This is a genomic window from Thermostichus sp. OS-CIW-29 (assembly GCF_054058195.1).
This window is the reverse complement of the sequence record NZ_JBSSAB010000031.1, coordinates 1-25,670: the sequence shown is the minus strand read 5'-3', so window position 1 is coordinate 25,670 and position 25,670 is coordinate 1. Positions and strand designations below refer to the sequence as shown.

Annotated in this window: 23 protein-coding genes and 1 pseudogene; 11 read left to right on the top strand and 13 right to left on the bottom strand. The window is 57.7% G+C overall.

Annotated elements, in window-relative coordinates:
• Positions 1-172 precede the first annotated feature (172 nt).
• Together ACVWZJ_RS10915 and ACVWZJ_RS10910 are read right to left on the bottom strand one after the other, a co-directional pair.
• On the bottom strand, positions 173-2,014 hold the full coding sequence (locus ACVWZJ_RS10915) for a hypothetical protein (RefSeq protein ID WP_457396052.1): 1,842 nt from the start codon (positions 2,012-2,014) through the stop codon (positions 173-175).
• A gap of 140 nt (positions 2,015-2,154) precedes the next feature.
• Entirely contained in the window at positions 2,155-2,550 is a 396-nt protein-coding gene (locus ACVWZJ_RS10910; protein WP_414349609.1) for a hypothetical protein, read from the bottom strand.
• 124 nt (positions 2,551-2,674) lie between these two features.
• On the opposite strand from ACVWZJ_RS10910, the gene ACVWZJ_RS10905 reads away from it, so the two are divergent.
• From ACVWZJ_RS10905 to ACVWZJ_RS10895, 3 genes are all read left to right on the top strand, one after another.
• Complete coding sequence (locus ACVWZJ_RS10905) at positions 2,675-3,343, top strand: RibD family protein (RefSeq protein ID WP_457396050.1); 669 nt, start codon at positions 2,675-2,677, stop codon at positions 3,341-3,343.
• A 619-nt stretch (positions 3,344-3,962) separates the two neighbouring features.
• Positions 3,963-4,163 (top strand): DUF2811 domain-containing protein, encoded by a 201-nt coding sequence (locus ACVWZJ_RS10900; RefSeq protein WP_041436785.1) that lies wholly within the window; start codon positions 3,963-3,965, stop codon positions 4,161-4,163.
• 452 nt (positions 4,164-4,615) lie between these two features.
• The gene (locus ACVWZJ_RS10895; protein WP_457396049.1) at positions 4,616-6,436 is read left to right on the top strand and encodes a tetratricopeptide repeat protein; all 1,821 of its coding nucleotides are present in this window, start codon (positions 4,616-4,618) and stop codon (positions 6,434-6,436) included.
• Here ACVWZJ_RS10895 and rpaB read toward each other — a convergent pair.
• From rpaB to ACVWZJ_RS10875, 4 genes are all read right to left on the bottom strand, one after another.
• The gene (rpaB, locus tag ACVWZJ_RS10890; protein ID WP_011434119.1) at positions 6,409-7,149 is read right to left on the bottom strand and encodes a response regulator transcription factor RpaB; all 741 of its coding nucleotides are present in this window, start codon (positions 7,147-7,149) and stop codon (positions 6,409-6,411) included. The two genes, ACVWZJ_RS10895 and rpaB, sit on opposite strands and share 28 nt — an antisense overlap.
• Positions 7,150-7,612: 463 nt before the next feature.
• Positions 7,613-8,470 carry a DNA repair protein RecO gene (gene recO / locus ACVWZJ_RS10885; RefSeq protein WP_457396047.1) on the bottom strand — a complete coding sequence of 286 codons (858 nt, stop codon included), beginning with the start codon at positions 8,468-8,470 and terminating at the stop codon, positions 7,613-7,615.
• Complete coding sequence (gene deoC, locus ACVWZJ_RS10880) at positions 8,467-9,162, bottom strand: deoxyribose-phosphate aldolase (RefSeq protein ID WP_414380898.1); 696 nt, start codon at positions 9,160-9,162, stop codon at positions 8,467-8,469. Before deoC ends, recO begins: the two co-directional genes overlap by 4 nt.
• 205 nt (positions 9,163-9,367) lie before the next feature.
• Positions 9,368-9,832, bottom strand: coding sequence for a redox protein (locus ACVWZJ_RS10875; RefSeq protein ID WP_414343843.1), 465 nt, complete (start codon positions 9,830-9,832; stop codon positions 9,368-9,370).
• Between the two features lie 174 nt (positions 9,833-10,006).
• On the opposite strand from ACVWZJ_RS10875, the gene ACVWZJ_RS10870 reads away from it, so the two are divergent.
• The gene (locus tag ACVWZJ_RS10870; RefSeq protein WP_457396045.1) at positions 10,007-10,888 is read left to right on the top strand and encodes a LysR family transcriptional regulator; all 882 of its coding nucleotides are present in this window, start codon (positions 10,007-10,009) and stop codon (positions 10,886-10,888) included.
• A 411-nt stretch (positions 10,889-11,299) separates the two neighbouring features.
• Here ACVWZJ_RS10870 and ACVWZJ_RS10865 read toward each other — a convergent pair whose 3' ends face one another.
• Positions 11,300-11,938: a response regulator transcription factor gene (locus ACVWZJ_RS10865; RefSeq protein ID WP_011434112.1), complete on the bottom strand. Its 639-nt coding sequence runs from the start codon at positions 11,936-11,938 to the stop codon at positions 11,300-11,302.
• Between the two features lie 517 nt (positions 11,939-12,455).
• Between ACVWZJ_RS10865 and ACVWZJ_RS10860 the strand changes: the two genes are divergently transcribed.
• Both ACVWZJ_RS10860 and ACVWZJ_RS10855 read left to right on the top strand, forming a co-directional pair.
• Positions 12,456-14,516, top strand: a complete 2,061-nt coding sequence (locus ACVWZJ_RS10860) for a ribonuclease catalytic domain-containing protein (RefSeq protein ID WP_457396044.1) — start codon at positions 12,456-12,458, stop codon at positions 14,514-14,516.
• Positions 14,517-14,619: 103 nt separating this feature from the next.
• Positions 14,620-15,633, top strand: a complete 1,014-nt coding sequence (locus ACVWZJ_RS10855; RefSeq protein ID WP_457396043.1) for a phosphate ABC transporter substrate-binding protein — start codon at positions 14,620-14,622, stop codon at positions 15,631-15,633.
• Between the two features lie 257 nt (positions 15,634-15,890).
• On the opposite strand, the gene ACVWZJ_RS10850 is transcribed toward ACVWZJ_RS10855, so the two are convergent.
• Together ACVWZJ_RS10850 and ACVWZJ_RS10845 are read right to left on the bottom strand one after the other, a co-directional pair.
• Positions 15,891-16,688, bottom strand: a complete 798-nt coding sequence (locus tag ACVWZJ_RS10850; RefSeq protein ID WP_457396061.1) for an ABC transporter permease — start codon at positions 16,686-16,688, stop codon at positions 15,891-15,893.
• Between the two features lie 266 nt (positions 16,689-16,954).
• Positions 16,955-17,776, bottom strand: coding sequence for an ABC transporter ATP-binding protein (locus tag ACVWZJ_RS10845; protein ID WP_457396041.1), 822 nt, complete (start codon positions 17,774-17,776; stop codon positions 16,955-16,957).
• A 196-nt stretch (positions 17,777-17,972) separates the two neighbouring features.
• Here ACVWZJ_RS10845 and argJ point away from each other — a divergent pair, with 196 nt between their 5' ends.
• The 3 genes and pseudogenes from argJ to hypA all read left to right on the top strand — a co-directional run bounded on the left by argJ (position 17,973) and on the right by hypA (position 20,247).
• On the top strand, positions 17,973-19,190 hold the full coding sequence (argJ, locus tag ACVWZJ_RS10840) for a bifunctional glutamate N-acetyltransferase/amino-acid acetyltransferase ArgJ (protein WP_414374640.1): 1,218 nt from the start codon (positions 17,973-17,975) through the stop codon (positions 19,188-19,190).
• A 130-nt stretch (positions 19,191-19,320) separates the two neighbouring features.
• Positions 19,321-19,845, top strand: a pseudogene (locus tag ACVWZJ_RS10835) (arginase family protein); the annotation flags it as partial.
• A 3-nt stretch (positions 19,846-19,848) separates the two neighbouring features.
• Positions 19,849-20,247, top strand: coding sequence for a hydrogenase maturation nickel metallochaperone HypA (gene hypA / locus ACVWZJ_RS10830; RefSeq protein WP_011434106.1), 399 nt, complete (start codon positions 19,849-19,851; stop codon positions 20,245-20,247).
• On the opposite strand, the gene ACVWZJ_RS10825 is transcribed toward hypA, so the two are convergent.
• From ACVWZJ_RS10825 to ACVWZJ_RS10810, 4 genes are all read right to left on the bottom strand, one after another.
• The gene (locus ACVWZJ_RS10825) at positions 20,244-20,561 is read right to left on the bottom strand and encodes a TMEM14 family protein (protein WP_011434105.1); all 318 of its coding nucleotides are present in this window, start codon (positions 20,559-20,561) and stop codon (positions 20,244-20,246) included. The genes hypA and ACVWZJ_RS10825 overlap by 4 nt on opposite strands.
• 27 nt (positions 20,562-20,588) lie before the next feature.
• Entirely contained in the window at positions 20,589-20,795 is a 207-nt protein-coding gene (locus tag ACVWZJ_RS10820; protein ID WP_238376795.1) for a hypothetical protein, read from the bottom strand.
• A gap of 329 nt (positions 20,796-21,124) precedes the next feature.
• Positions 21,125-21,931, bottom strand: coding sequence for a PPC domain-containing protein (locus ACVWZJ_RS10815; protein WP_011434103.1), 807 nt, complete (start codon positions 21,929-21,931; stop codon positions 21,125-21,127).
• A gap of 97 nt (positions 21,932-22,028) precedes the next feature.
• Positions 22,029-23,255, bottom strand: coding sequence for a methionine gamma-lyase family protein (locus ACVWZJ_RS10810; RefSeq protein ID WP_041436779.1), 1,227 nt, complete (start codon positions 23,253-23,255; stop codon positions 22,029-22,031).
• A gap of 945 nt (positions 23,256-24,200) precedes the next feature.
• Between ACVWZJ_RS10810 and hpf the strand changes: the two genes are divergently transcribed.
• Both hpf and ACVWZJ_RS10800 read left to right on the top strand, forming a co-directional pair.
• The gene (gene hpf, locus ACVWZJ_RS10805; protein ID WP_011434101.1) at positions 24,201-24,773 is read left to right on the top strand and encodes a ribosome hibernation-promoting factor, HPF/YfiA family; all 573 of its coding nucleotides are present in this window, start codon (positions 24,201-24,203) and stop codon (positions 24,771-24,773) included.
• Positions 24,774-24,785: 12 nt separating this feature from the next.
• The gene (locus ACVWZJ_RS10800) at positions 24,786-25,526 is read left to right on the top strand and encodes an urease accessory protein UreF (RefSeq protein WP_148202769.1); all 741 of its coding nucleotides are present in this window, start codon (positions 24,786-24,788) and stop codon (positions 25,524-25,526) included.
• Positions 25,527-25,670: the final 144 nt, after the last annotated feature.

Below are 25,670 nucleotides of genomic sequence, written 5' to 3'. Positions count from 1 at the left end.
AAGAGATCGACACAACTACCGAGTAACTTGGGTCTCTCAGGGGTGAGAAACCGGTCGCTTCTGATGATCTATCTCTATCTAGTTTCTAGTCTAATTGGCATCTTGTTGGCAGCTTGTGTCTGTATTCGGATCCCTTGTCGGTCGTTGGCGTCAGCGATAGAGCATGGTTCCTCTAAAGCTCTTCCCGCAGCGAGCGGCGGGGCTTTTGCCCGCCGAAGTGGCGCTCGAAATACAGGGCAGTGGCCCGGCGTAGAATCCCGGCTTGGGCAAGGGCCTGACACAGGGATCCCCCTGGCGGCAGGTGCTTCTGGATCTGTTCGATTTGGGTGGCACTGACCAATCCAGAAGCCTTGAGGTAGTCGGCCACGTGGCGTCCCCCTGCCAGTTGAACAGAGTAGCCCCCTTCGCTGAAAAATTTGACGGTCTCCGGCTTGAGGCCGCTGTGGTGGGCCAGCACATCCGTGAAGGTGCCCCCTTCCTTTTCCCAAGCGTGAATGACGGTTTCGATGCCGGCATTGTCGATTAGGCCAGCCGCCCGCAATTGGGTCAATACCCGCTGTACCCAGGGGGTAGCCCGCTGTAGAGCTTCCAAGTCCTCTTCCCCCAAATATTGCTGCGGGGGCAATTCGCTTTCTGGGGCACTCAGCTCGGCTGCCCAGTCGGCTACGGTCAGGGTCTTGAGATCCTCTGCCTCTGGCCGGGCTTTCTCCGAAGCTGGGGTCGGTGCAGCTGCAGGTGGGGAAGTTCGTCGGGCTTCGGCTAGCGCTGCAGCTAGGGCACGGTTTTCCACTTGAGCCGCTTGCAGTTGGGCCTGGAGCTGGCTCACTTGGGCTTGGGCTTGCTGCAAGCGATCTTGAGTTTCTCGCAGTTGGGCTTGGGTTTCTTGGAGCTGCACTTGCAGGCGGTGGGTGGCCTCGGCAGCTTCTTGGCGAACGTGGGCCAGGTCGGCAGTTAAGCGCTGCTTCGTAGACTGGGCCAGTTGGAGTTGGTGTTGGTGCTCCTGCAGCGACTGGTTCAGGGCGGCCACTTGGGCTTCCATTTGCTGCAGAGTATGACGCAGGTGGGTTTGCTCTTGGAGCTGCTGTGCCTGATCCTGCTGTATCTTCTGCTGCTCCTGCAGTTGGGATCCCAGCTCTTGCAGCTGGTGTTTGGCTTGAGATTGCCATTCTGTCAGCTCGTGGCAGCGGCGACGTAGGATTTCCAGCTCTGCTTGGGCGGCTTGCAGTTGCGCGGATCCCTGAGTTTGCTGGGCTTGGAGTTGCTCCTCCAGTTCCCGAATGCGCTGTTGGGCAGCCTTTTGTTGTTCTGTCTCCTGTTGAATTTGGGCTTCCAATTGGGCAATGCGCTGCTGCTGCTCCTGCTGGCGGGCTTGATGGTCGGCAACCTGCTGCAGCGATTGTTCGACCAGGAGCTGTTGCTGCTGCCGCTGCTGCTCCAGTTGCGCTTCTAAGATGGCAATTTGCTCTTGGTAGCGCTCCAGCTGGGCTTTGTATTGCTGGGTAACTCTGTAGGTCTCTTGGGCTACCTGTAGAGGGGAGACATAAAGAGGGGGCTGATCGGGAATGGTGGACCACTGCTCCACCATCACCTCCCAACTGTTGGCAGCTCCTTTCTGGCGCCGCAGCCGCTGTTGCTTGTCCAAGGCCCATTCCAACCAGTGGGGTTGTACCCAGCCCTGCTGCACCAAGATCTCCCCCAGCTTGCGCTCCGGGTGCTGCCGCTGCTGAATCAGGGCCTGATGGATGTGCTCCAGCTCCAGATACCCATGCAGCACCAAGATCTCGCCGATGCGCACCAATTCGACCGGAATCAATGGGTAGAGATCTCGGGGGGCAATCCAGCCGTGCTGCATACACAGCTCCCCCAACATCAAGGGGGTATCGGCCTTTTCCCACATGGCCTGAGCCAGTTGGGCGGGGGTGAGCAGTCCTGCTCGGTTGAGGGCTTCTCCCAAGCGGATCTCAAACTTTTCCTGCTCGATGGCGGTTGGGGTGGGGCTGGTCGGCGGATTCATTGGGCCTCTCGGACGGGAAGAGTAAGCTCTGCTACAACTATCGTAGTGGAAAATCTTTAGAGAAGTAGCATGCTGCAACCGAAACGCATTTTGTCAAGCCGAGGATCCACGGATTTTGCCGGAAGGTCGCTTTTTAAGTCCTAAGAGGGGCGCTGTTCTTGGCTTTGGGCAAACTGTTGCAGCCGCCGCAGCATCAGCAATTGTCCCAAGCCCAAGGGCAGGAGAGAGACGGCCTCTACCCGCAACTGCACCCAGCCGTTCCCCCACAGCCAGTCACAGTAGCCATCGGCTCCTCCCCACATCAGCAGGCGCAGCCGTTCCGGCAGCAGGGTTTCGACCTGGTGCATGATCGAGAGGGGGCCCCATTGGGCCGCAAAGGTGCTGCCCAGCTCCAGCCTTTCGGGAAGGGATCCCTGCAGTTGCTGGGGCCAGATCCACTGCTGCAACAATCCCACCTCTGTCAGACAGCGCTGCACGGTCGATGCACTGGCCTCGACTTCAACCCGGATGGTGGATGATTGAAATGTTCCTAACATATCCGTTCCGCATGGGCGAGCTGGTGACCGGCACAACAGTCTGTGCCACGGTTCTCCCGGCGATGCCTGACTCTATTCTGGTCAATTTGTGGGGTTTGCCCACCCTTTCCCAGCGATCTTGCCTTTGAATCGTCCCCACTTGGTTGCCATCTTCGCCCAGAGCTTGGATGGAAAGATCGCAGCCCACCGAGCGCAGAGGCCCTCCTTCAGCAGCCCTGAGGACTATCGGCACTTGGAAACCCAAGCTGCCCAGCAACAGGCTTTGATCATGGGGGCCGCCACTCTGCGAGCCTACGGCACCAGTCTGCGTATTCGGGATCCCGAGTTGATCCAACGCAGAACTGCTCAGGGCCTATCCCCCCAGCCCCTGACGATCATCTGTTCCGACAGCGGGGATATTCCTGAGGATTTGCCGTTTTTTCGCCAGCCCCTCACCCGTTGGCTGTGGACAACTCCCAAGGGATCCCAAATTTGGCAGAACCGAACCGGCTTTGAGGACATCTGGGTGGCTGCCGATTGGGATCTGCCGGCACGGCTGGCGCGCCTGCGCAGCTTGGGCATTGAACGGGTGGGGTTGTTGGGTGGGGGGCGGCTTTTGGGGGCATTTCTCCAGGCAGGGGCCTTGGATGAGCTGTGGGTTACCCTCGCTCCGGTGCTGCTGAGTGGATATGCCGATGCGCCTGCCAGCATTGAGGGTTGGCAAGTGCAGGGATCCCCGCCCCAGTTGGAGCTGCTGGAATGCCGCCGCGGTTCCAAGGAGCTGTTTTTGCGCTACGGAGTTGAGTGGCCCTGAGAAATGCTCGACACAAACACAAAAATTTTTGGACAAATTCAGATTTCCCGGAAATCCACAGGTTTTCCCCAGACTTTCCACAGGCGGGTGGGCTGTTTTCCACAGGGCCTTTCCCTCAGGGGGCGGCATCGGGGGTTTCTGTGGAAAAGTGGAGGTGGGTAAGGTTCAGGCAATTACACCCTGAGAAACGTAACGGGATCGCGCCGTTTTTTCCCATCCCATCAAGACCAATGGCAGGCTTTTGTCCGGTTGGATCCCTGGCTTGGGATTGACATCCCCCATAGGGCAGAGGGCAGAATAGCCCCACCTGAGGGCGAGTGGTGTGGAGATTTTCCCGAGCGCTCTCCTTAGAAAGAAAAGACTTCATCTGTTCTACGGCCCACGACAGGCTTAGGAACAGTTGTGAATGCCCTCCCTCCCATCCGCCGGGATAGGGGCAAGCTATGAACCTATATTGCTTGCTTTTCTGCTTGCGAGCCTGCTGAGGCTCTTGGCCTATCTAGGTTGGGTTTTGATGTTGCGGGCTCGCTCTGTTCGGGCTGCCCAAGTTCTGGCTGTGGCCGCAGGTTTTGCGGGATGCCGTTTTCTCCCCTCTTGACCCCGAGTGAGTGGTTGGACTATGAGTTCTCACAGCGTTAGCATTTTGAGTGAAATTCCCGAGGAGCTGCATGACACCCTCCAAAACTACCTCTCCCGCCATCCCGACTGGGATCAGGATCGGGTGGTGACGGCAGCGCTCTCGTTATTCCTGCTCCAAAGCGGGGAGAGCGACCGGCGGGCGGCACGCATCTACTTGGACAGCCTGTTTCGCCGCAACTGAGCCCCAAGGATGGCCCGTGAAAACCGGGGCAGTGGGAACCTTTTGTTAGCCTGGGTAGGGATCCTGTCCCACCGCTGTCATTTGGACACTGGGGGGAGGGCGCTAAGAAGTGAAAAGGATCTCAAAAGAGGCAAAAAAGAGCATGACTCTAGTCAATAATAAGCTCAACTATACTGAAAATAATGTATAATATGTTCAGTACGGATTACTACCAGTTGATCTTTCTGTTTACTTTCGAGTCTGCCAACATGGTAGCCAAAGCAAAGCAGAAAATTGGTAGTAAGACGACACGGAAACTGCGCTTTGGGTATTCTACTCAAAGCTTTGCGGGATACCGCCATTCTGTTTGGACTCCGTCCCGCTAACGCGAATGGAAACAAACAGAATGCTATCGCTGCATAGTTGAACAGTGATGTTCAGCAGTGTTCAGCGTAAATGTATCAGGCAAAGACGTGCCACGGGGCTTTGGGCGAGGGAAAGACAATCGGCAAGCGGCTAAGTCACAGAATCCAGAGCGGGGATCCGAGATCCCATCCCCAGAGGCGGCTCTGACGTGGGTTCAACGCTACCGACAGGCGGGGGATCTGAAAGCTGCTCTGCACCTCTGCCGGCAGCTTACCCGCGCCCATCCCCATCTGTTCGCCGCTCAGGCGTTGCTGGGATCCCTTTATCTCCAGATGAGGGATCCCCGCCAAGCTTTGACCCCCTTGCAACTGGCTCTGCACCTGCGGGGGGATTGGGTGCCGGCCTGGCAGGATCTGGGCGATGCCTGGATGCAGCTTGGCAACCCAGAGGAAGCGGCGCGAGCCTACGAACAGGGCCTGGCCTTTGCCCCCGGTGATGGGCAATTGCTTTTCCGATTGGGCAGTTGTTGGCTCACCCTGGGGAAATTGGCCCAGGCAATTGAGGTGTTGCAACAGGCAGCAGCAGCCCAGCCTCCCCAGGTCTATGCCTTGGCAGCTTTGGGGAATGCCCTGATGCTCGATGGCCAAGCTGAGGAAGCGGAAGGCTGGTTTCGCCAAGCTCTCGCCCTTGCACCCCAGGAGGGGCGAATTCTCGTTAACCTCGGCCACTGCCTGCACCTGCAAGATCGCTTGGAGGAGGCCGCCGATTGTCTGCAACGGGCCATCTCGCTGTTGCCGAGGGACGCCCAGCCTCACAACAACCTGGGCACCATCTTGCAGGAACAAAACCGGTTGGAAGCGGCCATTGAAGCCTATCGGCGCAGCTTGCAGTTGGCCCCCCACTGGCCGGAGATCCACTACAACCTGGGCACGGCTTTGCTGACCCTGGGCCGTTACGAGGAGGGGTGGCGGGAATACGAATGGCGGCTGCAGCGACAAGAGGCGGCCTACCCGCGCTTTCTTTCGCCTCTGTGGACGGGATCCCCCCTGAGCCATCAGACCCTGCTGATCTGCGCCGAACAAGGGTTGGGGGACACGATTCAGTTTGTGCGCTACTTGCCGCTGCTGGCCGAGGCCCATCCCCAAGCGCAAATCTGCCTTCGCTGCCAGGGATCCCTCGTGGAGCTGTTCAGAGGGTGCTTCCCCCTTCCCCAGGTGCAGGTGATCTCGGAAACGGATCCCTTGCCCTCTTTCGATTGCCATCTGCCCTTGCTCAGCTTGCCACAGCGGTTGGGTACCACCCTGGAGACGATCCCGGCCCGCATCCCCTATCTTGTCTATCCCGTTCATGCCGGCGGGCCGCAGATCCCTTTGAGCCTCTCCTGGCGGGAAGACTGGCCGGAGCTTTCCCAGGAGCGGATGAAGGTGGGGCTGGTGTGGGCCAGCGGTCGGCGTGCCCATCCTGAGCTCAACCGCGTACAAAGGCTGAAAAGTTGTCCTCTGGATCTGCTGCTCCAGCACTTGCATGGGCCTTCCATCCAGTGGGTTAGCCTGCAGGTGGGGGAAGATCTAAGGCCGCTGGGATCCCTATTGGAGCAGCACCAAGTGTTGGAGCTGGGATCCCGTTTCCGCAGTTTTGTCGATACAGCCGCAGCCGTTGCCCAGTTGGATCTGGTGATCAGCGTTGATACAGCCGTTGCTCATTTGGCCGGGGCGATGGGCAAGCCGGTATGGGTGCTGCTCCCCTTTGCCGCCGATTGGCGCTGGCTGCTCCATCGAGAAGATAGCCCCTGGTACCCCGGGGTAATGCGACTGTTTCGACAAGACACACCGGGAGACTGGGTTGGCGTGTTGAGGCGGGTGCAGGCCGCTCTTGAAGAGAGGTTGCGAGGGATCCCTTCTCAAGACCGTGCCTGTTCCTCTCCCTGAACGATGCGCTGAAATAGATAGCCGGTGCCTCGGGCCGTCAGGATCAGCTCTGGGTTGCTGGGGTCATCTTCCAGCTTGGCCCGCAGCCGCGAGATGTGGACATCCACCACCCGCGTATCCACATGGCGCTCCGGGGTATAGCCCCACACCTCTTGCAAAATCTCGGAACGAGAAAAAGGCTCCCCCGACCGACTGACCAACAACTCCAGCAGACTAAACTCCATCCCCGTCAGGCGAATGCGCTCGTCCCGTTTGTAGACCTGCCGCTTGTTGGTATCGATGCGAATATCCCCCACTTGAATCACCCCAGAACTGGGGATCCCATCGTGGGCCGACCGCGCCACCCGGCGCAACACCGACCGAATGCGAGCTTCCAGCTCCTTGGGCGAAAAGGGCTTGACCACATAGTCGTCTGCCCCCAGCTCCAGCCCTGTGATACGGTCGGCTACATCTCCCAGCGCCGTCAGCATGATGATGGGGATGTCCGATTCTTTGCGCAGCTCCTGGCAGACCCCATAGCCATCCAGCTTCGGCATCATCACATCCAGCACCACCAGGTCGGGATCCTGCTTGTGGAAAACCTCCAGCGCCTCCTCGCCGTCCGAAGCTGTGACCACGTCGTATCCAATCATGGACAGACGGGTTTCCAAGATGCGTCGAATGCTGGCCTCATCATCGACCACCAGAATCCGTTCCTTACGCTGTGCTTCCACGGTGCTGCAACTCCTGAACTTCTAACGGTACTCGGTAAAAGAGAAATCTGAAAAAGAACTGAGGTGGGCGCTAACTTGAGTTGGGCGGATACAGGAACCTCAGGGGCTGCTCCTCAGTTAGGCAGACTCACCGAGTGAAATTGAACACTCACAAGCAATCATCTGCAATTAACCAAAGCCGCACCCCAGGGATGCAGCTCCGGGAAACAAGCACCAAGCAGAAGGCCCTCTCAGCAGTCGATTCAATCTTGTTAAAAGCTCCAACTTCAATCCCACCTGATGATGCTGTCCAGTACCTGGTGCAAGGCACTCCTCCCCCCAAACCATTGCTCAAACCTGAGAGGCCTTCGTAAGAAGTTACTTTCCATAACCTAATTTATCATCCAAAATCGGCTGCCAACCCGCCTCGATGCTCTATTTTGCGGCTATTGGGCCGGACTTGATACATACCTTCACAACTTTTTCAGGCCGATGCCCATTTTTCGGGATGTCCCTCAGGAAAAGCTGGGGATCCTTGACCGTTTGCGGTGGGAACAGCGTAGCAACTGGCCAATAGCTCGGCGGAACGGATTTCTCGATCCGTATGATGCTCCAAAACACGCCGCAACAGACGTTCTGCCTCCAGCCAAGCAGCCAAAGGCAGGGAATCCTCCGGCAGAGGCAATGTCGAGTTGGGCAGGGATCCCAAGGCACGTAAGGCAGAAGCGGAGACCCAGGCAATTGGGCTGGGCCGCTGGGCCACCCGGCAGGGATCACAGATCAAGCCACCCCATTGGGGGCTGAAAAAAACGCTGCCGACCAACCCCCCTTGACAGAAGTAGCAGGCTTGTACCTGAGGGGCAAACCCTGCCAACGCCAGGAGGTGATACAACCCATGGGTGAGCAAGGGCAGAACGGCCTGTTCCGAAGCAGCCCGCTCGATGCGTTCCAAGTGTTCGACCAACACCACAAACAGCTCTTCCTGGGCTTGATCGGGCAAGGCCAACAGCAAGGCCACCTCCGCCAAGTACTGCGCTGCTGTGAGATGGGCCAAGCTGCGGCTGAGACGAGGAAAAGTCTGCAGGGTTTCCGCTTGGACAATGCGCTGTAAACGCTGGGAGGTATCTGCTTGGGCAGACCAGCGCCCCCGCACCATCAGCAAATCGTTGATGACAAAAGGCTCCATCCGCCCGCCCAGCTTGGAAGGCTGCTTACGGGATCCCTTGGCCACCGCCCGGATCAACCCTTGCTCGCGGGTCAAGATGGTTACAATCCGATCCGCCTCTCCCAGTGGGATCCCTTTGAGATTGATGCCCGTAACCCGATAGGTGCGCCCACTCATGGGGTTCCTCTGGCTTTCAGCTCTTGCATCAGCTCCAGCCCCCAAGAGGTGCCGATACGGCTGGCCCCCGCCTGGATCATGGCCTCTGCTTGAGCCACCGTGCGAATGCCGCCCGACGCTTTCACCCCCACTTTGCCGCGGCTGAGTTGCCACAACAGTTGCACATCTGCCAGCGTCGCCCCCCCCATCCAGCCAGTGGAGGTCATCAAAAAAGCCGCCCCCGCATCGATACAAATCTCCCCGGCCAGCTTTTTCTCCTCCTCGGTCAGCAGAGCCGTTTCCAAAATGGCCTTGACGCAAACCCCCGTTTCTTCCACCAGTTGGGCAATCTCGGCATGGAGGCGATCCAGCTCTCCCGCCTTGAGCCAAGCCAAGTTGATGCGGACATCCAGCTCCCGGCACCCCTGCTCCACCGCCAGTTGGGCCTCGTAGAGCTTAGCCTCTGCAGTGGTTGTGCCCAGGGGAAACCCCACCACCGTGCTCACCTTGACCGGGGATCCGTGCAGCCGCTCCACCACCCGCGGCACGTAGCAAGGAGGAACACAAAAAGTGGGGAAGCCATAGCGCAAGGCAATCTCACACCCCTGGTCAATCTGTTCTGGAGTAACCATCGGCAACAGCAGAGTATGGTCGATGTACTCCGCCAAATTGAGCGAGCTATCCGCTATGCCCTTGCGCTCCAGAGAGAGCATTGGTCGATCCCCCAGCACCCATCTTTACTCTAGCTTCAGTTTTCACCTACAGGGATCCCCAAAGAGGGCTGAGCCTCTGGCCACAGCCAACCCACCAGGGCATCCCTTCGACCCCACAGTGTCCATTCCCTCGGCACAGCTCACACAGGCTGCTGCCCGATTGCGAGCCCTGATTGACTCGCGGGGGGGCATGGGTTAACTGTACTCAGGCACAAATGCGGGGCAAAGGGGCGGGTGCCGAGGTCACCTGCAGCAATCGGGGGATGCGGCTGCTGTCGTAGATGCGAAATTCTTTTTCCAAGATGGCTTTTTCGTCGCGCACCGCCTGGTTCAACACAATGGATCCCTCTGGATCGGAGACGGAACGGTGAAAAGTGCCGGGAGGAATGCGCAAAATGCCTCGGTTCGCTTCCAGGCGCACAATATGGAAGGGATCCCTCCAGCTAAAATTCACCAGGTAAAACGTCCGTCCGCCCCATAGAGCCAGTAGGTTGTCCTCTTGGTGTGGATGCATATAAAACTGCCAATAGCCCTGAGGATTATTGGGGGGACTGATGGCCGGCCCATCGTGGTAAACCAAATCGCGGGCGTTGGATCGCGCAACCGTGATGTCGAAAAAGCGCACGCCGGGAGTATCTCGAAATTGATGGAAAGGCAATAGGGCAAACATGGATCTCGACATAGGGACACTTGACCAACGACAGGAAGATAAAGAGGTTTTCACACTGTTTCCCGCTGTTTCGCAGTGTGAAGGGGAAGCTATGTCGTAGTTTAGTCAGGTGCGGCGGAGGGTTCAAACCTGAGATAGCATCACATCTATGCGCAGATCGAATAGATGGGATCCATGAACATCTCGCAACTGCAAACCCTGGTGGCTGTGGTGGAGCGGGGAAATTTCAGCGATGCTGCCCTGCAATTGCACATTTCCCAGTCGGCGGTGAGCCGGGCCATTGCCAGCCTGGAGGAAGAACTGGGGGTGACCCTGTTGGTGCGCGGTCGCTTTGGGGCGCGCCTAACCCCGGTGGGGGAGCGACTGCTGCGCCATGTTCGCAAAATGCTGCAACTGCGGGAACAAATGGATTATGAGGCCAACCTGGAAAAAGGGTTGCGGGGGGGAAGTGTGCGGGTTGCCGCTTTTCGCAGTGCTGCAACCCATTTGCTGCCACCGGTGATCGCCCGCTTCCACCAACAATTTCCGCAGATTACCCTCACCCTCACAGAGGAAGATCCGGCCACTGTCGAACATCTGTTGCGATCAGGCCAGGTGGATATTGGCCTGTTGCCCCTGCCGCGGGCTGCTGAGGATCTCCAGACGTGGGAGATCGCCCGTGATGAATTCATTGTGTTGGTTCCGCTGAGTTTTGGGCCCCTGCCGGAAACCCTGACCTGGGAGGATCTTTCCCGTTTTTCCTACATTCTCTACAACTACGCCGAATGCACCACCGCGGTGCGGAACCACTGGGAAGCTGCCCACCAAACCCTCAAGGTGGCCTACTTGGTGAAGGAAGACTCCACCATTGTGAACATGGTGGCGCAGGGTCTGGGGGCTGCCATCTTGCCCCGCTTGGCCGCCATTCCCATTCCCGAAGGGATCCAGATCCGCCGGCTGCCGATCCCACTGGAGCGGGTGATCGGGGCTGCCGTTCTGGCCTCTGCGCTGCACCCGCCTGCAGTATTTGCCTTCCTGGAAGCCTTGCGGGGAAACCCATCCCAGTTGCCAAGTTAACATTGCATCGGGAGTACAAGGCAGCTTTGTTGACACCACGCTCATCCATCCAGTGACGCAAGCATTGGTTGCGGACAAACTGGGCAGGGCCTCATCCAAGGCTTGGTATGGCGCTGGAGCGGCGTTGAGGAGTTTGGCTTCCCTGACCAGCATGGGTTTATTTCATTGCAGGTCTATATCATTAGGGCAAAAACTGTCCTGGAAGGACGGGGCTTTAGACCCAGTTTTTGGGTAACGCAGTGAAAATCGGCGGCCAATGTACGTTGGGGCAAGGCCAGCAGATCCTCCCCCGCCAATTTTTGAAAAGACTTGCCCACCCCAGTTACCTTGCCCTTCAAGTGCGATCACTACCCTATCTCCAATCGCGCCGAGGAGATAGAGTTCTCCAGCCGTTGAAAGGGGTGGCGGGAATTACAACGGTTTTTTGCCCAAACCACTTTCTATTGCCCAGCGGGCCAGTTCTGTGCGGTTGTGCAGGCCGGTTTTGCCCAGCATGTTGCTGACGTGGCTTTCAACGGTGCGCTGGCTCACCCCAAGAACTTCGGCAATCTCGCGGTTGGACAGGCCCCTGGCCACGTACTGGATCACCTTGGTTTCTGTTGGCGTCAGCTCAATTTCCCGATCCAGTTTTATGACCGGCTGAATGCCCACATTCTGCACTTGTAACAGGCGCTCGGTATGTTTGAGAGAAGATTCCACCTGCGCCACCAATTCTTCCGGCTCAAAGGGCTTGACCATGTAAACATCTGCCCCTGTGGTCAGGCCGCGCACCCGATCCGCCGTCTGCCCACGCGCCGACAGAAAAATCACAGGTATCCAGTCTGTAGCACTGTTGGAGCGAATGGTTTCCACAAAGGTATAGCCATCCATCTCCGGCATCATCACATCGCAGATGATCAGGTCTGGAGTGAAATGGCGCATCGCTTCCAACCCCTCCAGACCGTTGCTTGCCGCCACCACTTCGTAGCCGCGAAACTCTAGGTAGTCCTTGGCCAGCAGGATTAAGTTCGGATCGTCATCGATGAGCAACAGTCGCTTCGGGTTGTCCACAGCTCACCTTTTGAGTGCTAAAAAGTTGAGTGCTAAGAAGCTCTAGGGAAAAAACACAACCCCTCCTGCTTTGAGGATCTTCACCGCAGGAAAACAATCCGTAAGTGCCCGATTCTTGTTCGCTAGATCAGGCAGCAGTCCGTGATAACTGTGCCTTACCCCTAGTCTCTAGGATATCACACATGGAAGTGGAAGCACATACTTGGGAAACGTTGGCAATAGTATCTCTACGCAATTTAGGGACTTCAGTTGGTAACCTCATCCCAGGAACTTGGCAGAGCTGGCCTCTGCTTGAGACTCGCAGTACCCAATACATAGCCGTAATCTACCTGAGAACCCGTATCTCATCTATATGTCATATATCTATATGCTTAAGTACCCATGTATCTGACATCTGCTACCTGTTCATAGTGTCCGTATGTCTTCTGGCCGGGGTTTCCACGTAGGCAGGCGGGCAGAGCTGATGGAGAATGGAAGAAAGCCTGCGCTTTAACGACAGCCGACATGGGGAGAACGGGTGGAAAAGGGCACACTGGTGGAGTTTCGTTACAATAACGACCGTGTGTTGGCAGTGGTTCAGGGCACCGAGGGCAAGAAGAACCTACTGCTGGGGGTGCCTTCTGGGCAGGTTCACAGTGTTCACCCTCGCCAGATTACCTTTGCTTTGAACGGGGGATCCAGCTTCACGGCTTCCGACATTCCCGGCTTTTGGCAGGCGGTGCAAGCAAAGTTGGATCCCGAAAGCTTGGCGCTGGCCTGGGAACTGGTGCAGGAGGAGCGGCGGTCTCTGAGCTTGGCCGAAATGGCTCAGCTGTTGTTTTCTGATGATTCCCCGGTCTCCACCTATGCCGCCTACCGCCTCTTGAGCGAGGATCGCACCTACTTCAAGCAAAAGGGGGAAAGCTACGAACCCCGCACTCCGGCTCAGGTGAAGGAGATCCTCCATCAAATGGCCGTCGCCCAACAACGGCAGCAGGAACAAGCAGAGTTTGAGGCCCACCTGCGGGAGGCTCTGGCTCATCCCGGTCAAGGGTATCCCTGGACTCCTGCCGAACGGGCCCGTTTGGAGTTGCTGGAGCGCCTGGCCCTGCAGGGAGCAGCAGCAGCCATTCGCAGCCACGAGGATCTCTCTTCCAATCTCAACCCGTCGGATCGGGAACGGGCCTCGCAACTACTGGAGCTGATGGGGTTTCCTGACACTCCGCAGGGGGCTTTTGAAGCTTTGGTGGCCCTGGGCCTGTGGAGCCGCCACGAGAACCTGGCCCTGCGCCTCACCGGGATCCCAACCCAGTTCCCGAAGGCGGTGGAGCGATACACCCAAGCCCTGCTCAGCCAGCCTCCCTCTTTCTGGGATCCCCACCTGCGGCAGGATCTCACCCACCTCCACACCTACACCATCGATGATGCCAGCACCCGCGACATTGACGATGCCCTCAGCGTCGAGTTCTGGTCGGATGACGCGGTGAAGCTCTGGATCCACATCGCTGATCCCAGTTGTTGGGTGCAGTGGGGGGATCCCCTCGATTTGGAAGCCCGCAAGCGTGGCACCAGCGTCTATTTGCCGGAGCGGGTGATCCCGATGTTCCCGCCGGAGCTGTCCACCGGCCCGATGAGCTTGGTGCAGGGAGAGGTGCGGCCCGCCCTCAGCTTTGGCATCCTCCTGGGATCCGACGGCCAGATCCGCGATTCCAAGATTTGCCTCAGCCAGATCAAAGTCACCTACCGCCTCACCTACGAAGATGCCGATGAAATGTTGGAGTTGGGGGCAGAGGCTCAACTGACGGCTATTGCCCGGGCAGCCCAGTGGCGTTATGCCTGGCGGATGGCTCAGGGGGCCATTCAGATCGGCCTGCCGGAGCAAGATATCAAGGTCATCGACGAGATCCCCCACCTCCGGGTAATCGAGGATACTCCTGCGCGGCAGATGGTGGCGGAAATGATGGTGCTCACCGGCGAGGTGGCGGCTCGCTTCGCCAGCCAAAATGGGATCCCGGTGCCCTATCGTCTGCAGCCGGCTCCCGACTTACCCCCACCCGAAGTGCTGGATAGGTACCCTCAGGGGCCAGTTCGGTCTTTTGCCATCATGCGGTGTCTATCGCGGGCGGAAGTGGCCACCCAACCTGGGCGACATACGGGGCTGGGTCTCGATGCCTACTGTCAGGTTACCTCCCCGATTCGGCGCTACCTAGACTTGGTGGCCCACTACCAGATCAAGGCCTTTTTGCGCGGGGATCCCTTGCCGTTGACGGAGGCGGATGTGCAGCAGCTGCTGCTGGGGATTGAGCCGGGCACCGCTGAGGCCAACCAGGTGGAGCGGAAATCCAAGCGCTATTGGAGCATCGAATACCTGCGCCTGCGACCGGGGCAAATTTGGCGGGCTCTGGTCTTGGGCTACCTGCGCGAGCAGGAAAACTTGGTGTTGGCCATGCTGGATGAGATCGCCTTTCGGGTGCCGGTGCGCCTAGAACGCCAGATTCCTCTGGGGGCTTGGATCGAGTTGGAAGTTGTGCAGGCGGATCCCCGTGCGGACGTAATTGAGCTGCGCGAGGTGGGACGAGAGGCGGCCATGTGCGGATAGATGCACCTTAACCTGCTGCTCACCCAATCTGCGCGGATAGCTGATACAACAGAGGGGGAAGTCTCAAAAGTCTGGATCGTGAATTTTCTTTAGGGGGGATCCCATGACTGCACGACCTTCCGGCCCACCTCCAATCGTTTACATTCTTTTGTTCGCGATACTGGGAGGCGGCGGCTGGTATGCCTATCGTTCCGGCCTGTTGGACTCATTCCTGAATAGAGGGAACACGCCTCCTATCCCCAGCCAGATTCCAGCTGCCCGGCCCCAAGCCCCAACAGCGCCCAACCCCCCTCAGGCCCAGGTACCCAACCCGCCTGCCAACGCCGTTAATCTGGATACTTCTCTGCCCAACCCAGCAGTGCTCCAGGTGGATGGCAGCGTCACGATGATCCGGATCGTCTTGGCCCTGAAGGGAGGCTACACCCAGCGCAACCCCGGCATTCCCCTCACCTATGGGATCCCGGATGGCAAGCCCAATGGATCCAATGCCGGCCTGAAGGCCCTGATGGAAGGTCGCATCCAGATGGCCGCTAGCTCCCGCCCCCTCAATGCCAGCGAAGTGCAGGCGGGTCTACAGGCGATCCCGGTGGCCAAAGATGCCCTGGCGGTGGCGGTGGGGGTGAACAACCCCTACAAAGGAGGACTGACGCTGCAGCAATTGGCCGATATCTTCCAGGGTCGGATCACCAATTGGAGCCAGGTGGGCGGCCCGGATCGGCGGATTCGGGTCCTCAATCGCGCCCCCCAGAGCGGCACCTACAGCGTTTTCCAAGAACTCGTGTTGTTGGGGCTGCCCTTCGCTCCCGATAACCCTCCCTACTTCACCACCGCCACAGAAGATGTCACCACCCCGCTGCTGCGGGCTTTGGGAGAAGATGGCATCACCTACAGCACTGTCGATCAGGTGCAAAACCAGCAAACGGTGCGGATTGTGCCCATCGACGGCCAGATGCCCACCCGTGAGGCCATCCAGAGGGGTAGCTACCCCTTGGCGCGGAATGTGTTTTTGGTGGCACCTCAGAGGACTAGCCCTGTGGTGGCCGATTTCATCAACTACGCGCTCTCGGATCAAGGCCAGCAAATCATTGGCCGCACTGAGTTCATCCCCCTCCGATAGCAACCCACAAGTAGGACTGAGATAGCCGCTGACAGCAAGCGCAGCGATATCTCTGGGCTTTTCCAGAAGACGCCTTCCACCTGCTCCTATTCAAGGCACTTAGTCGTTTCAGGTTAGAGTGAGGCGCCTGAGCTATTGAGAAAAGCCTTTGGCCGCGTGCGTTCAACGTTTTAGGGGTGGGTGCAGCGTCCTAGTTTGAATCCAGATGACCCTAGATGTTAGAGAGGGGGCCCTAATTTTCACCAAAGTTCAATTTTTCAGTTCTCTCGGCGCACAGCGCTCTCATGCCACTTGCCCAACACCATGTCGGATAGAGCACTCAAGGAAATAAAGATCAGGATCCCCAAGCCGGTGACCAAGATCAAGGCCGCAAACATGCGGGGCACCTGCAGGTTGAAGCTGGAGATCAAGATCTGGTAGGCGATCCCGGCCCGTTGCCCGCCAGTACCAGCGACAAACTCCGCCACTACTGCCCCAATCAAAGAAAGGCCACCGCTGATGCGCAGGCCCCCCATGAAGTAGGGCATGGCACTGGGCAGCCGCAAGTAGATCAACGTTTGCCAGCGGTTAGCCTTGTACAGTTGGAACAGGTTGAGCAGGTTGTGATCGACGCTGTTCAGCCCCAGAGTGGTGTTGGAAAGAATCGGGAAAAAAGCCACAATCCAGGCGCACACCACCATCGCGGCAAAGGTGTTGTTGCGCAGCCAAATGATGATCAGCGGGGCGATGGAGACAATGGGCATCGTCTGTAAAATCACCGCATAAGGGAAAAAGCTGCGCTCGATCCATTTGCTCTGGGTGAACACAATCGCGACCAAAAGCCCCGACACTGTGGCAGCCAAAAAGGCCACCACCGTAATTTGCACGGTGATCAACAGGGAAGGAAAAAGCGTTCCCCAGTCGCGAACGAGGGTTTGCGCCACCAAAATCGGCCCCGGCAAGAGGTAGTGGGGCACTCCTGTTACCCGCACTGCCACTTCCCAGCCCACCAAGAAGAGGATCCCGACGATAAGGGGGGCAATCACTTCCAGGTTGAACCAACGGCCCAGATTCAACCCCTTTGCAGGCACCCCTGAGCCGGCACTCGGCATGTTTGCCTCATCCATGGGTTGGGGTCTGAGCTTTTCTTCAACCGCGCCGGTCAGCTTGGGCAGAGACCAATCTGGCCAATGGAGAGGCCAGCTCTCCCCCAAGCCAACAAGGGATCCCAGCCAACGGCGCCATGGCTCGAGAAGCTGGACAAACAGGTCGAACATATCGTGAGGTTGGGGCATCAAGGGACTTACGCAACAGAGAGAACACCGCTAAGCCAGGGATCCCATCAGCGCAAACGTCCAGCAGAGAGGGGGCGCAAATAGGGGGGATCCTGAGCTGAGCCGTGCATGGCCTCGTGCAGACGGGCCGACACTTCACGGCAGTAGTTGTTGTAAAGGGAAGAGGTGCGAAAGTCTTCCGAGCGGGGATAGGGCGCATCGATGGGAATATCGGCTATCACCCGCCCTGGGCGAGCCGCCATCACCACCACGCGGTTGGACAGGTAGACAGCCTCGTAAATGTTGTGGGTAACAAAGATCACCGTCCAGCGCTTTTCTTGCCACAGCTCCAACAGGTCGCTGTTCAACTTGCTGCGGGTGATTTCATCCAGAGCTCCGAAGGGTTCATCCATCAGCAACACCTGCGGCTTGGTTACCAGGGCGCGAGCAATGGAAACCCGCATGCGCATGCCGCCCGATAGCTCGCGGGGAAAACTGCGCTCAAACCCCCGCAGGCCCACCCGTTGCAGAGCTTCCAAGACATCTCGATCGGCTTTTGGCTTGGGCTCACCTGCCAACTTTAAGGGTAGCCCCACATTGTCCATCACCGTCGCCCAAGGCATAAGGGCCGGTTCCTGAAACACAAAGGCCAACTTGGGTTCCCCTTGGGGAGCATCCTTCTCAAGATTTTGCCCCCATTCGATAGAGCCTGTGGTCAGATGCCCCAGACCTGCCACCAACCGTAGCACTGTGCTTTTCCCACAGCCGGATGGCCCCACCAAGCTAACGAACTGCCCTTCTTGGATGGTCATATTCATGTCCTGCAAAGCCACCGTGCCATTGGAATAGACCTTGCTGACATGGTTGAGGGTGATGACAGGGGCAGGCATGGCTGGCAATTCCCGGAGCAGAGGAAGCACACACTTTCAAAATAACCCTCTCTGCCGCCTCTGCTTGGTAGGCGTAACTACAACTCTTTCCCTCAGAACCGGTTTCCAGAGAGTTTCTCACGGAAAGCTTGCGATGACCCAAATCGGAGCAGCAAGTCGGTATGATGTTGCCGACCACCCTCTGGCCAAGGAACACATGGGATCCCCATTTAAACCGGTTGCAGGTGCTGTTACAGCCCCGCGAGGATTTCGAGCCGCTGGAGTGGCCGCTGGCCTCAAGCCCTCAGGAGCTGCGGATCTGGCTTTGATCGTTTCCGAGTGCGATGCGGTTGGGGCAGGCGTTTTTACCACCAATCAGGTCAAAGCAGCCTGTGTTACCTACAACCAAGGGATCCTCGCCCAACAGCAGCCGGTGCGGGCCATCCTCTGCAATGCTGGGCAAGCCAACGCCTGTACCGGAGAAGAAGGAGAGCGCAACAACGCCCAACTGGCCCTCTGGGTGGGAGAACGGTTGGGGATCCCGGCCCATCAGGTGCTCACGGCCTCCACAGGGGTCATCGGGCGACAACTGGAAATGCCGAAAATCCAAGCAGCCCTGCCTGGCCTTATCGACAGCCTCTCTCCAGAGGGGGGGGAGAGCGCCGCCCGCGCCATCATCACCACCGACTTGGTGACCAAAAGCGTTGCCCTGCAGGCCGAGATCGACGGGTACACCGTCAGGGTCGGGGGCATTGCCAAGGGATCCGGCATGATCCACCCCAACTTGGCCACGATGCTGGCTTTTTTAACCTGCGACGCGGCTGTGGATCCCCGCCTGTGGCAGCAGATCCTCAAGCAAGCTGCCGACCTCAGCTTTAACCAAATCACGGTGGATGGGGATACCAGCACCAACGACATGCTCTTGGCTCTGGCCAACGGCCAAAGTGGGATCCCAACCCTGCAAGCCGGCACAGAAGCTGCCCAGACTTTGGCGGAGATGGTCAACCAAGTTTGCATTCATCTGGCTAAGGCCATTGCCCGCGATGGGGAAGGAGCTACCAAGCTGCTGGAAATTCGGGTGTGTGGGGCTGTGGATGATGGGGCAGCCCGGCATATGGCCCGTGTGATCGCCAGCTCTCCCTTGGTGAAGGCGGCAGCTTTTGGCAACGATCCCAACTGGGGACGGGTGGCAGCCGCCGCCGGCCGAGCCGGGATCCCTTTTGACAGCCGCCGGTTGGATATTCGTCTGGGGGATTTTCTGCTCATGCAGGCGGGAATGCCCCTGGCTTTCGATCGCAAGGCAGCCTCTGAGTACTTGAAAGGGGATCCGGTGACCTTTACCGTGGATCTCCATCAGGGATCCGGCCAGGGCGTGGCCTGGGGCTGCGATCTCAGCTACGATTACGTGCGCATCAACGCCGAATACACCACCTAACGGGGGATCCCAACCATGACCACCGAATCGAACGCAAATAACGGCTTTTCTACCGAAGCCCAAGCGGCTCTGGCCAAGGAAGCGAGGCTTTCCCTATCCGGTTGGCAGCAAGAGGTGAGTCGAGGCTTAGCCTTGGTTTCATGCCACCAACATCCGCAACGCACCGGCCCACAACCTGGTGCAACTGGGCATTGGCGGCTGGCAAGTGCCACGGCAAGGGGTGAAGGTGTGCCGGGAGCGGGCCACCCACATCCTCACCGTTACCGACATCACCGAAATGGGCTTGGATGCAGCCGCCGATTTCGCCCTCGAAAAAGCCCTAGACGGCACCGATTGTGTGTACATCAGCTTCGATATCGACTGCATCGATGCCGGCTTTGTACCCGGTACAGGCTGGCCAGAGCCGGGTGGGCTGCTGCCGCGGGAAGCGCTCTACTTGCTCAAGCGCATTGTGCGGGAAGCACCGATCTGTGGCCTGGAGGTGGTGGAAGTCTCTCCCCCCTACGACATTAGCGATATCACAGCTCTAATGGCCACCCGAGTTATTTGCGATACGCTGGCCCATTTGGTGGTATCTGGGCAACTGCCGCGCCGAGAGAAGCCCGCCTACATCCACCCGGAGGCGACGCCAGAAATGGTCGGCGACTGGAGGTAAGAGATGCACGAGACCGACATGACCCGCGCCTTGATCCAAACACTACGTGACTGGTGGCAAAGTCAGCCGGGACAGCCTCAGATTGCTCGGGTGCACCTGGTGGTGGGACAGTTTACCTGTGTAGAGCCGGCCAGCCTAACCTTTGCCTATGCCGCACAAACCCAGGGTACTTTCCTACAGGGATCCCAGTTGGTCATCCGGGAAACGCCGCTCATTGCCTATTGCCATCCCTGCGGCCAAGAATACAAGCCAGAAATAGGCCGGCGCTATGCTTGCCCCAACTGTGGATCCCCGATGGAAGAGATTCGCTCGGGCCGAGAGCTGAAAATTGACTACATCGAAATTGACTACATCGAATGTTCAACAAACTTCACCCCACCGGCGCAACCAGAAGTCGCCTAGGCCGCTCCAAAGCTAAGTCCCAGAAGGACAGCTGCTCCCAAGCTGAGGATGAACATCAAGCCGGCAGGCATTAACGTTCGGGTTTTGCGGTAGCGCAGGGCGAATACGATAGATCCCAGCACTGTCGTCCCCAGGCCCAAGCCCAGCCCCCAGCGGGGATCCACCCCCAGCAGCCCATAGCTGACTCCGCTGAGGGCGGCCCCAACCAGCCCCCCGATGAGAGACTTGGAGCTTTTGCCTTTGCTATAGCCGATTGCTCCGCCCACCAAAAGCAGTGCCCCGTAGACCAGCAAGGTGATTTGTGCGGCCAGCATGATGGGAAAACCTTGTCCTCTCCGGGCTTAATCCACAAGGATATCGCGAATCAAGGGCAAGCGAATGCTGATGTAGCGATTGAGAATTGAGGCATCGACACTGCTGAGGGCGTGTTTTTTCTGACAGGCGCTCAGAAGCAGGTTCACCAAGTCATCGTCACGCTTTGTGAGCCAATCTGGCCTGCCAATCTCGCTGACCAAAGACCAAAACTGGCGTACCATTTCAGGAGTCATGGCATCCATTTTGTGGAGATAGGGGCTGAACTGCAAAAGAATGGTCTAGGCCATCGATTCGATTCTAGAAAAAAGACCTCATCCCCGAGGACAATATTTCAGCTCCGTCACAACTTAGGATAAGATGTTATGCTTTCCCACAAAGCTCAGCAAGCAGTGCCCCTTCTGGCTTTGTGAGGATCTTAGGAAGGTAAACTGGCAACTCCTGACATATATCAACATTAGGCGTTAAAAAACGATGATTCCTGTCAAAATCTCGACATCAGCATCAGAAGGTTCACAAGCCCCCTTATCCAAGCTGTAAGACAGGGAATCTGGGCGAGCAGGGGCTAGCGCAAGGCGTACTGTAACCTATAGGCTCCTTCTTCTCGTGGCTTATGGGTGTTGGCCCGCAGGGTATAAGTGCCGGTGCGGGGCAGAAAGGCAATCATCAGAGCATCGGTTCCACCCCCTTGGTCATCATCCCAAGCCCTGACTTCTCCACTGGGATCCAGCAGCTGCAAAAAGGCATCGAAATCGGAGCTGGTCATGGAAGCGATCAGGATCTGGCCGGCGCGGGCGGCAATGGGATATTCGTCCATCCAACTGCCATCCTCGGGATGCTGAAGGGATCCCTCCTGCAGACGGCCCGATAGGCTTTCCTGCCAATCTACCTGGGTGAGGATATAGGTGAGCCGGTAGTTGCCGGTGGATTCCGGCTCAAAGCTGGTGGCCCGCAGGGTATAGGTGCCTCCCTCCGGCAGACGCACTGCCAACAGGGCATTCACATCCAGGCCAGAGTCATCGTCAAAGCCAATCACCCGCCCTTGACCGTCCACCAGCTCCAGATAAGCATCAAAATCTTCGCTCTCTAGGGCCGCAATCAAAATCTGTCCCGGCTCAGCGGTGACGGGGATCCCATCCCAAAAGCTGCCGTACTGGCGGCTGACTTGATCTCCCACCTCCAGCGCTCCCGCCACGGTTTGGCTGCCTCTCCACAGAGCAGAACGGGTCAGCGCAGATCCCACCGGCAAGCCTCTCTCTCCCACCCGATCCAGCAGCCGACAGCCGCCGGCCAACCCCAATGCCACCAGAGCCAGAGTCAAACGGGATCCCCAACGGCGAGGAGATGCGCAAGAACGATACCAGCTCAACATCGGAAGGGATCCCTTTCTAAAGAATGGCAACTGTAGACTGATCCTACCCCCTGATTGATTGAGCGAAAAGTTGGTCAGCCGAGAGCAAACTGTTGGCCTACAGGGTTTCCCAAGCTTGCAAGACGGCTTCTAGGGCCAGCCGCCCATGGTAGAGATGGGTTCCCCCCTGCAAGTAGACGGTGTAGGGATCCCGCATCGGCCCATCGGCAGACAGCTCGGCGCTGCTCCCGGCAATAAAGGTGCCTGCTGCCATCACCACCGGGTCTGCATAACCGGGCATCACCTCCGGAACTGGGGTGAGGTAGGAATCCACAGGAGAACTGTTTTGAATGGCGTGGCAAAAGGCCTGCAGCTTTTGCGGGGATCCCAATTGAATGGCCTGGATGATATCGGTGCGAGGAGCTTGAGGCAGAGGCGAGACCGGGTAGCCCAGATCAGAAAACACCTGCGCCGCCAGATGGGCGATCTTCACCGCTTCGGCCACCATCTGCGGGGCCAAGAACAAGCCTTGAAACAGAAGGCGGTTGAGATCTAGAGTTGCCCCCCCCTCCGAACCAATGCCCGGAGCCGTTAACCGACAAGCGGCTTGCTCCACCAGCTCTGCCCGCCCGGCCACATAGCCCCCTGCGGGAACGAGGGTGCCCCCCGGATTTTTGATCAGGGATCCGGCAATCAGATCTGCGCCCACATGGGTTGGCTCCTGGGTTTCCACAAATTCGCCGTAGCAATTGTCCACAAAAACCACAACTTCGGGGTTTTGCGCTTTGACCATTTGGATCATCTCGGCAATCTGGGCAATGGAAAAGCTGGGCCGCCAATCGTAGCCACAGGACCGCTGAATGTGAACCAAGCGGGTTTGCGGTCTGAGGGCGGTTTTCAGGGCCTGCCAATCGACAGTTCCCTCCCGCAAATCCAACTGGCGGTAACCGATGCCAAACTCCCGTAGGGATCCCCGCCCGGAACCCCGCAGACCGATGACCTCTTCAAGGGTGTCGTAAGGGGGGCCGGTAATCGCCAGCAGCTCATCCCCCGGACGCAGCACCCCAAACAAAGCACAGGCGATGGCATGGGTACCAGACACCATCTGCAGCCGCACCACTGCTGCCTCACAGCCCATAATCTGGGCAAACACCCGATCCAAAACCTGCCGCCCCTGGTCGTCGTGGCCATACCCCGACACCCCGGCAAAGTGATGGGATCCCACCCGCTGGTCGCGAAAGGCCCGCAGCACCCGCGCCAGGTTCTCTCTGAGGGTCTTCTCCACCGCCTGAAACTGCTCCTGTAGAGCCTCTTCTGCTCTGTCTAAAAGCTCTGCCGCCTTCAACGGGATCCCTCCGCCCACCCAGTCTGCCCCACCTTTTGCACACCAAGCTGGTTTCGAGGGTAGCATTTCAGCCACCCCGGAAAGAGTTGGCCTTCTCCCCACCGCTCCTCAAGGTGACTGCAGCGGCAGAACCGAGTTCCAAGTTCTTATGTACTTATGTAGCTCTCCGATAGAAACCTTACAGCATGGAACAGTGAACGACAGGCTTGTCAAAGCTAATACCGACAACAACACCATCTCTCAAGTCGAAAGCCTCATATTGATAAAAAATCGATAAAAAGCTTAATTTATATCAATATCCCTTCATTTTTGCTGTCAATGGCTATCGAATCAAGATGCTGCTAGGCTGTAGGATAATACCAACATACTCTGGAGGAAAGCTGAAGCATCTGGATTGCCGAGCTTATGGGCAATACGGCCCACGTTTAGTCTCTCAAAAACAGGTCAGAGTTAGAGACATTGTTTAACCAACTCAGAATCCAGCTCAGGAAGATTTTTAGCAGGCTAGATCTGTCTATGGGTTTGATGATAGATTTGGCTTTTGACTGAGGAACTTGCAACTTAAACTCTAAAAAACCTTTCCCAAAGACACTCAACACAGCCAATAGAAGTGCATGTCTTGCAGGGCGGGGATCCCGCTTCTCTACAGAGCTCCTGCGATTCGGGAAAATCTGGAATTCAACATCTCTGAAACATTAAGAGAGCCTAAATTTATTCTTAACCTCTGGCAGAGATCCTTGAGCGAGATGTTAACCTAGACTTAACCCAAGAGGTTAGTGCCACTCCCAAAGCCGATCTGCTCACCCTTGATGACAGGGCTCCATTTTTGCCAATTAAAGGGCTGACGTCGCCTGTGAGCTGGGATCGCTTTCCAGAGTTAGAGGGATCCCAGGTGGGGATGAGGCGCTATCTCAGGTATAAACCGACATGACTGGGAGAGTCCTCATGACTAAGCTTGTGATCCAAGGGAAAAACGTCGAGATTACCGACGCCATCCGCAGCTACGTTCAAGAAAAAATTGAGCGTGCTGTCAGTCATTTTGCCCAGATCACCAGTGAGGTTGATGTCAATCTATCGGTAGCCCGCAACCCCCGTATCAGTGCCAGCCAATCTGCCGAAGTGACCGTCTACGCCAATGGCACCGTGATCCGGGCGGAAGAAAGCAGCGAAAACCTCTATGCCAGCATCGACCGTGTGGCCGACAAGCTGGCCCGCAAGTTGCGCAAATACAAAGAACGGAACGGCATTCACCGCGTCCGCCACACCCCCAAAACCTCCGTGGCAGTGGCCCAGCAGCCCGTCACCGATCCGCTAAATACGGAACGGCAAGCGGAGTTACCCGCAGAGGTGGTGCGCACCAAATACTTCGCCATGCCACCCATGACGGTTCAGGAAGCGTTGCACCAGTTGGAGCTGGTGGATCACGACTTCTACGTTTTCCGCAATATCGAAAATGGCGAGATCAACGTTATCTACGTCCGCAACCATGGCGGCTATGGCCTGATCCGCCCCCGCTAAGGCTTGGTGAAGATGCGTGGTGAGCTCTCCTCCCAACTTACTTCTCCAGGATCCAGCGGCACTTTCTATCTGTTGCTACAGCTCACCGATTCTGCCCTGCCGATTGGGGCTTATTCCCACTCCTGGGGCTTGGAAGCTGCCGTTCAAGCGGGTCAACTTCGCGATCGGGCTGGGGTGCAGCAGTACCTGTTGGGGGTTTTGCACATGGGCTTAGCCCCCACCGAGGGCAGAGCCTGTGCCTTGGCCCATCGTCTATCCCGATTGGGATCCGAGTCGGGAGTGGAGAAGCTGCAGCAACAGCTGCAAGCAACCCGTTGGGCGGCAGAGCCGCGCCAAGCCAGCCTAGATTTGGGGAAACGCCTAGCTCAACTGGCAGAACGCACCTGGGGAATCTCTGTCCCCAAGGCAGAGGGGGATCCACTGCATCATTCCGTGGTGTTTGGCTGGATCTGCGCTCAGGCGGGCATTGGGTTGGAAGATACCCTGCGTGCCTTCTTGTTCTCCTCCCTCACTGGGCTGGTCTCGGCAGCGGTGCGTCTGGTACCTTTGGGGCATACCGAGGGGCAAAGCCTATTGGCTCAGTTGTACGAGCCCATCGAGGCAGTGGTACACCAAGAGATCCTGCCGGTTGTGAAGCGGGCCGAAAGGCCAAACCTCTCCCCCAGCTGGCCGGCTTTGGGCAGCTTCACCCTCCTACAAGAACGCGATTGTCAAGTCCACCAACAGCTCTATTCCCGCCTTTTTCAATCTTGAAAGCCGTCAACCCTCACCCCTAAACCCTTCTCCCAGAGGGAGAGGGGAGTTCAGCTAGAAATCGCAGGAGCCCCGCACTGTACCCGTAGGGTCACTGCCGGGAGGAATGCGCTTTGATGAAGTACAATGAACTTATGAGCCAAG

Bases quoted from the DNA above. Each gene is read 5' to 3' on its own strand.
- ACVWZJ_RS10915 (WP_457396052.1), bottom strand. From the start codon at position 2,014: ATGAATCCGCCGACCAGCCCCACCCCAACCGCCATCGAGCAGGAAAAG.
- ACVWZJ_RS10910 (WP_414349609.1), bottom strand. From the start codon at position 2,550: ATGTTAGGAACATTTCAATCATCCACCATCCGGGTTGAAGTCGAGGCC.
- ACVWZJ_RS10900 (WP_041436785.1), top strand. From the start codon at position 3,963: ATGAGTTCTCACAGCGTTAGCATTTTGAGTGAAATTCCCGAGGAGCTG.
- recO (WP_457396047.1), bottom strand. From the start codon at position 8,470: ATGAGTGGGCGCACCTATCGGGTTACGGGCATCAATCTCAAAGGGATC.
- deoC (WP_414380898.1), bottom strand. From the start codon at position 9,162: ATGCTCTCTCTGGAGCGCAAGGGCATAGCGGATAGCTCGCTCAATTTG.
- ACVWZJ_RS10875 (WP_414343843.1), bottom strand. From the start codon at position 9,832: ATGTTTGCCCTATTGCCTTTCCATCAATTTCGAGATACTCCCGGCGTG.
- ACVWZJ_RS10870 (WP_457396045.1), top strand. From the start codon at position 10,007: ATGAACATCTCGCAACTGCAAACCCTGGTGGCTGTGGTGGAGCGGGGA.
- ACVWZJ_RS10855 (WP_457396043.1), top strand. From the start codon at position 14,620: ATGACTGCACGACCTTCCGGCCCACCTCCAATCGTTTACATTCTTTTG.
- ACVWZJ_RS10845 (WP_457396041.1), bottom strand. From the start codon at position 17,776: ATGCCTGCCCCTGTCATCACCCTCAACCATGTCAGCAAGGTCTATTCC.
- argJ (WP_414374640.1), top strand. From the start codon at position 17,973: ATGGGATCCCCATTTAAACCGGTTGCAGGTGCTGTTACAGCCCCGCGA.
- hypA (WP_011434106.1), top strand. From the start codon at position 19,849: ATGCACGAGACCGACATGACCCGCGCCTTGATCCAAACACTACGTGAC.
- ACVWZJ_RS10825 (WP_011434105.1), bottom strand. From the start codon at position 20,561: ATGCTGGCCGCACAAATCACCTTGCTGGTCTACGGGGCACTGCTTTTG.
- ACVWZJ_RS10820 (WP_238376795.1), bottom strand. From the start codon at position 20,795: ATGACTCCTGAAATGGTACGCCAGTTTTGGTCTTTGGTCAGCGAGATT.
- ACVWZJ_RS10815 (WP_011434103.1), bottom strand. From the start codon at position 21,931: ATGTTGAGCTGGTATCGTTCTTGCGCATCTCCTCGCCGTTGGGGATCC.
- hpf (WP_011434101.1), top strand. From the start codon at position 24,201: ATGACTAAGCTTGTGATCCAAGGGAAAAACGTCGAGATTACCGACGCC.
- ACVWZJ_RS10800 (WP_148202769.1), top strand. From the start codon at position 24,786: ATGCGTGGTGAGCTCTCCTCCCAACTTACTTCTCCAGGATCCAGCGGC.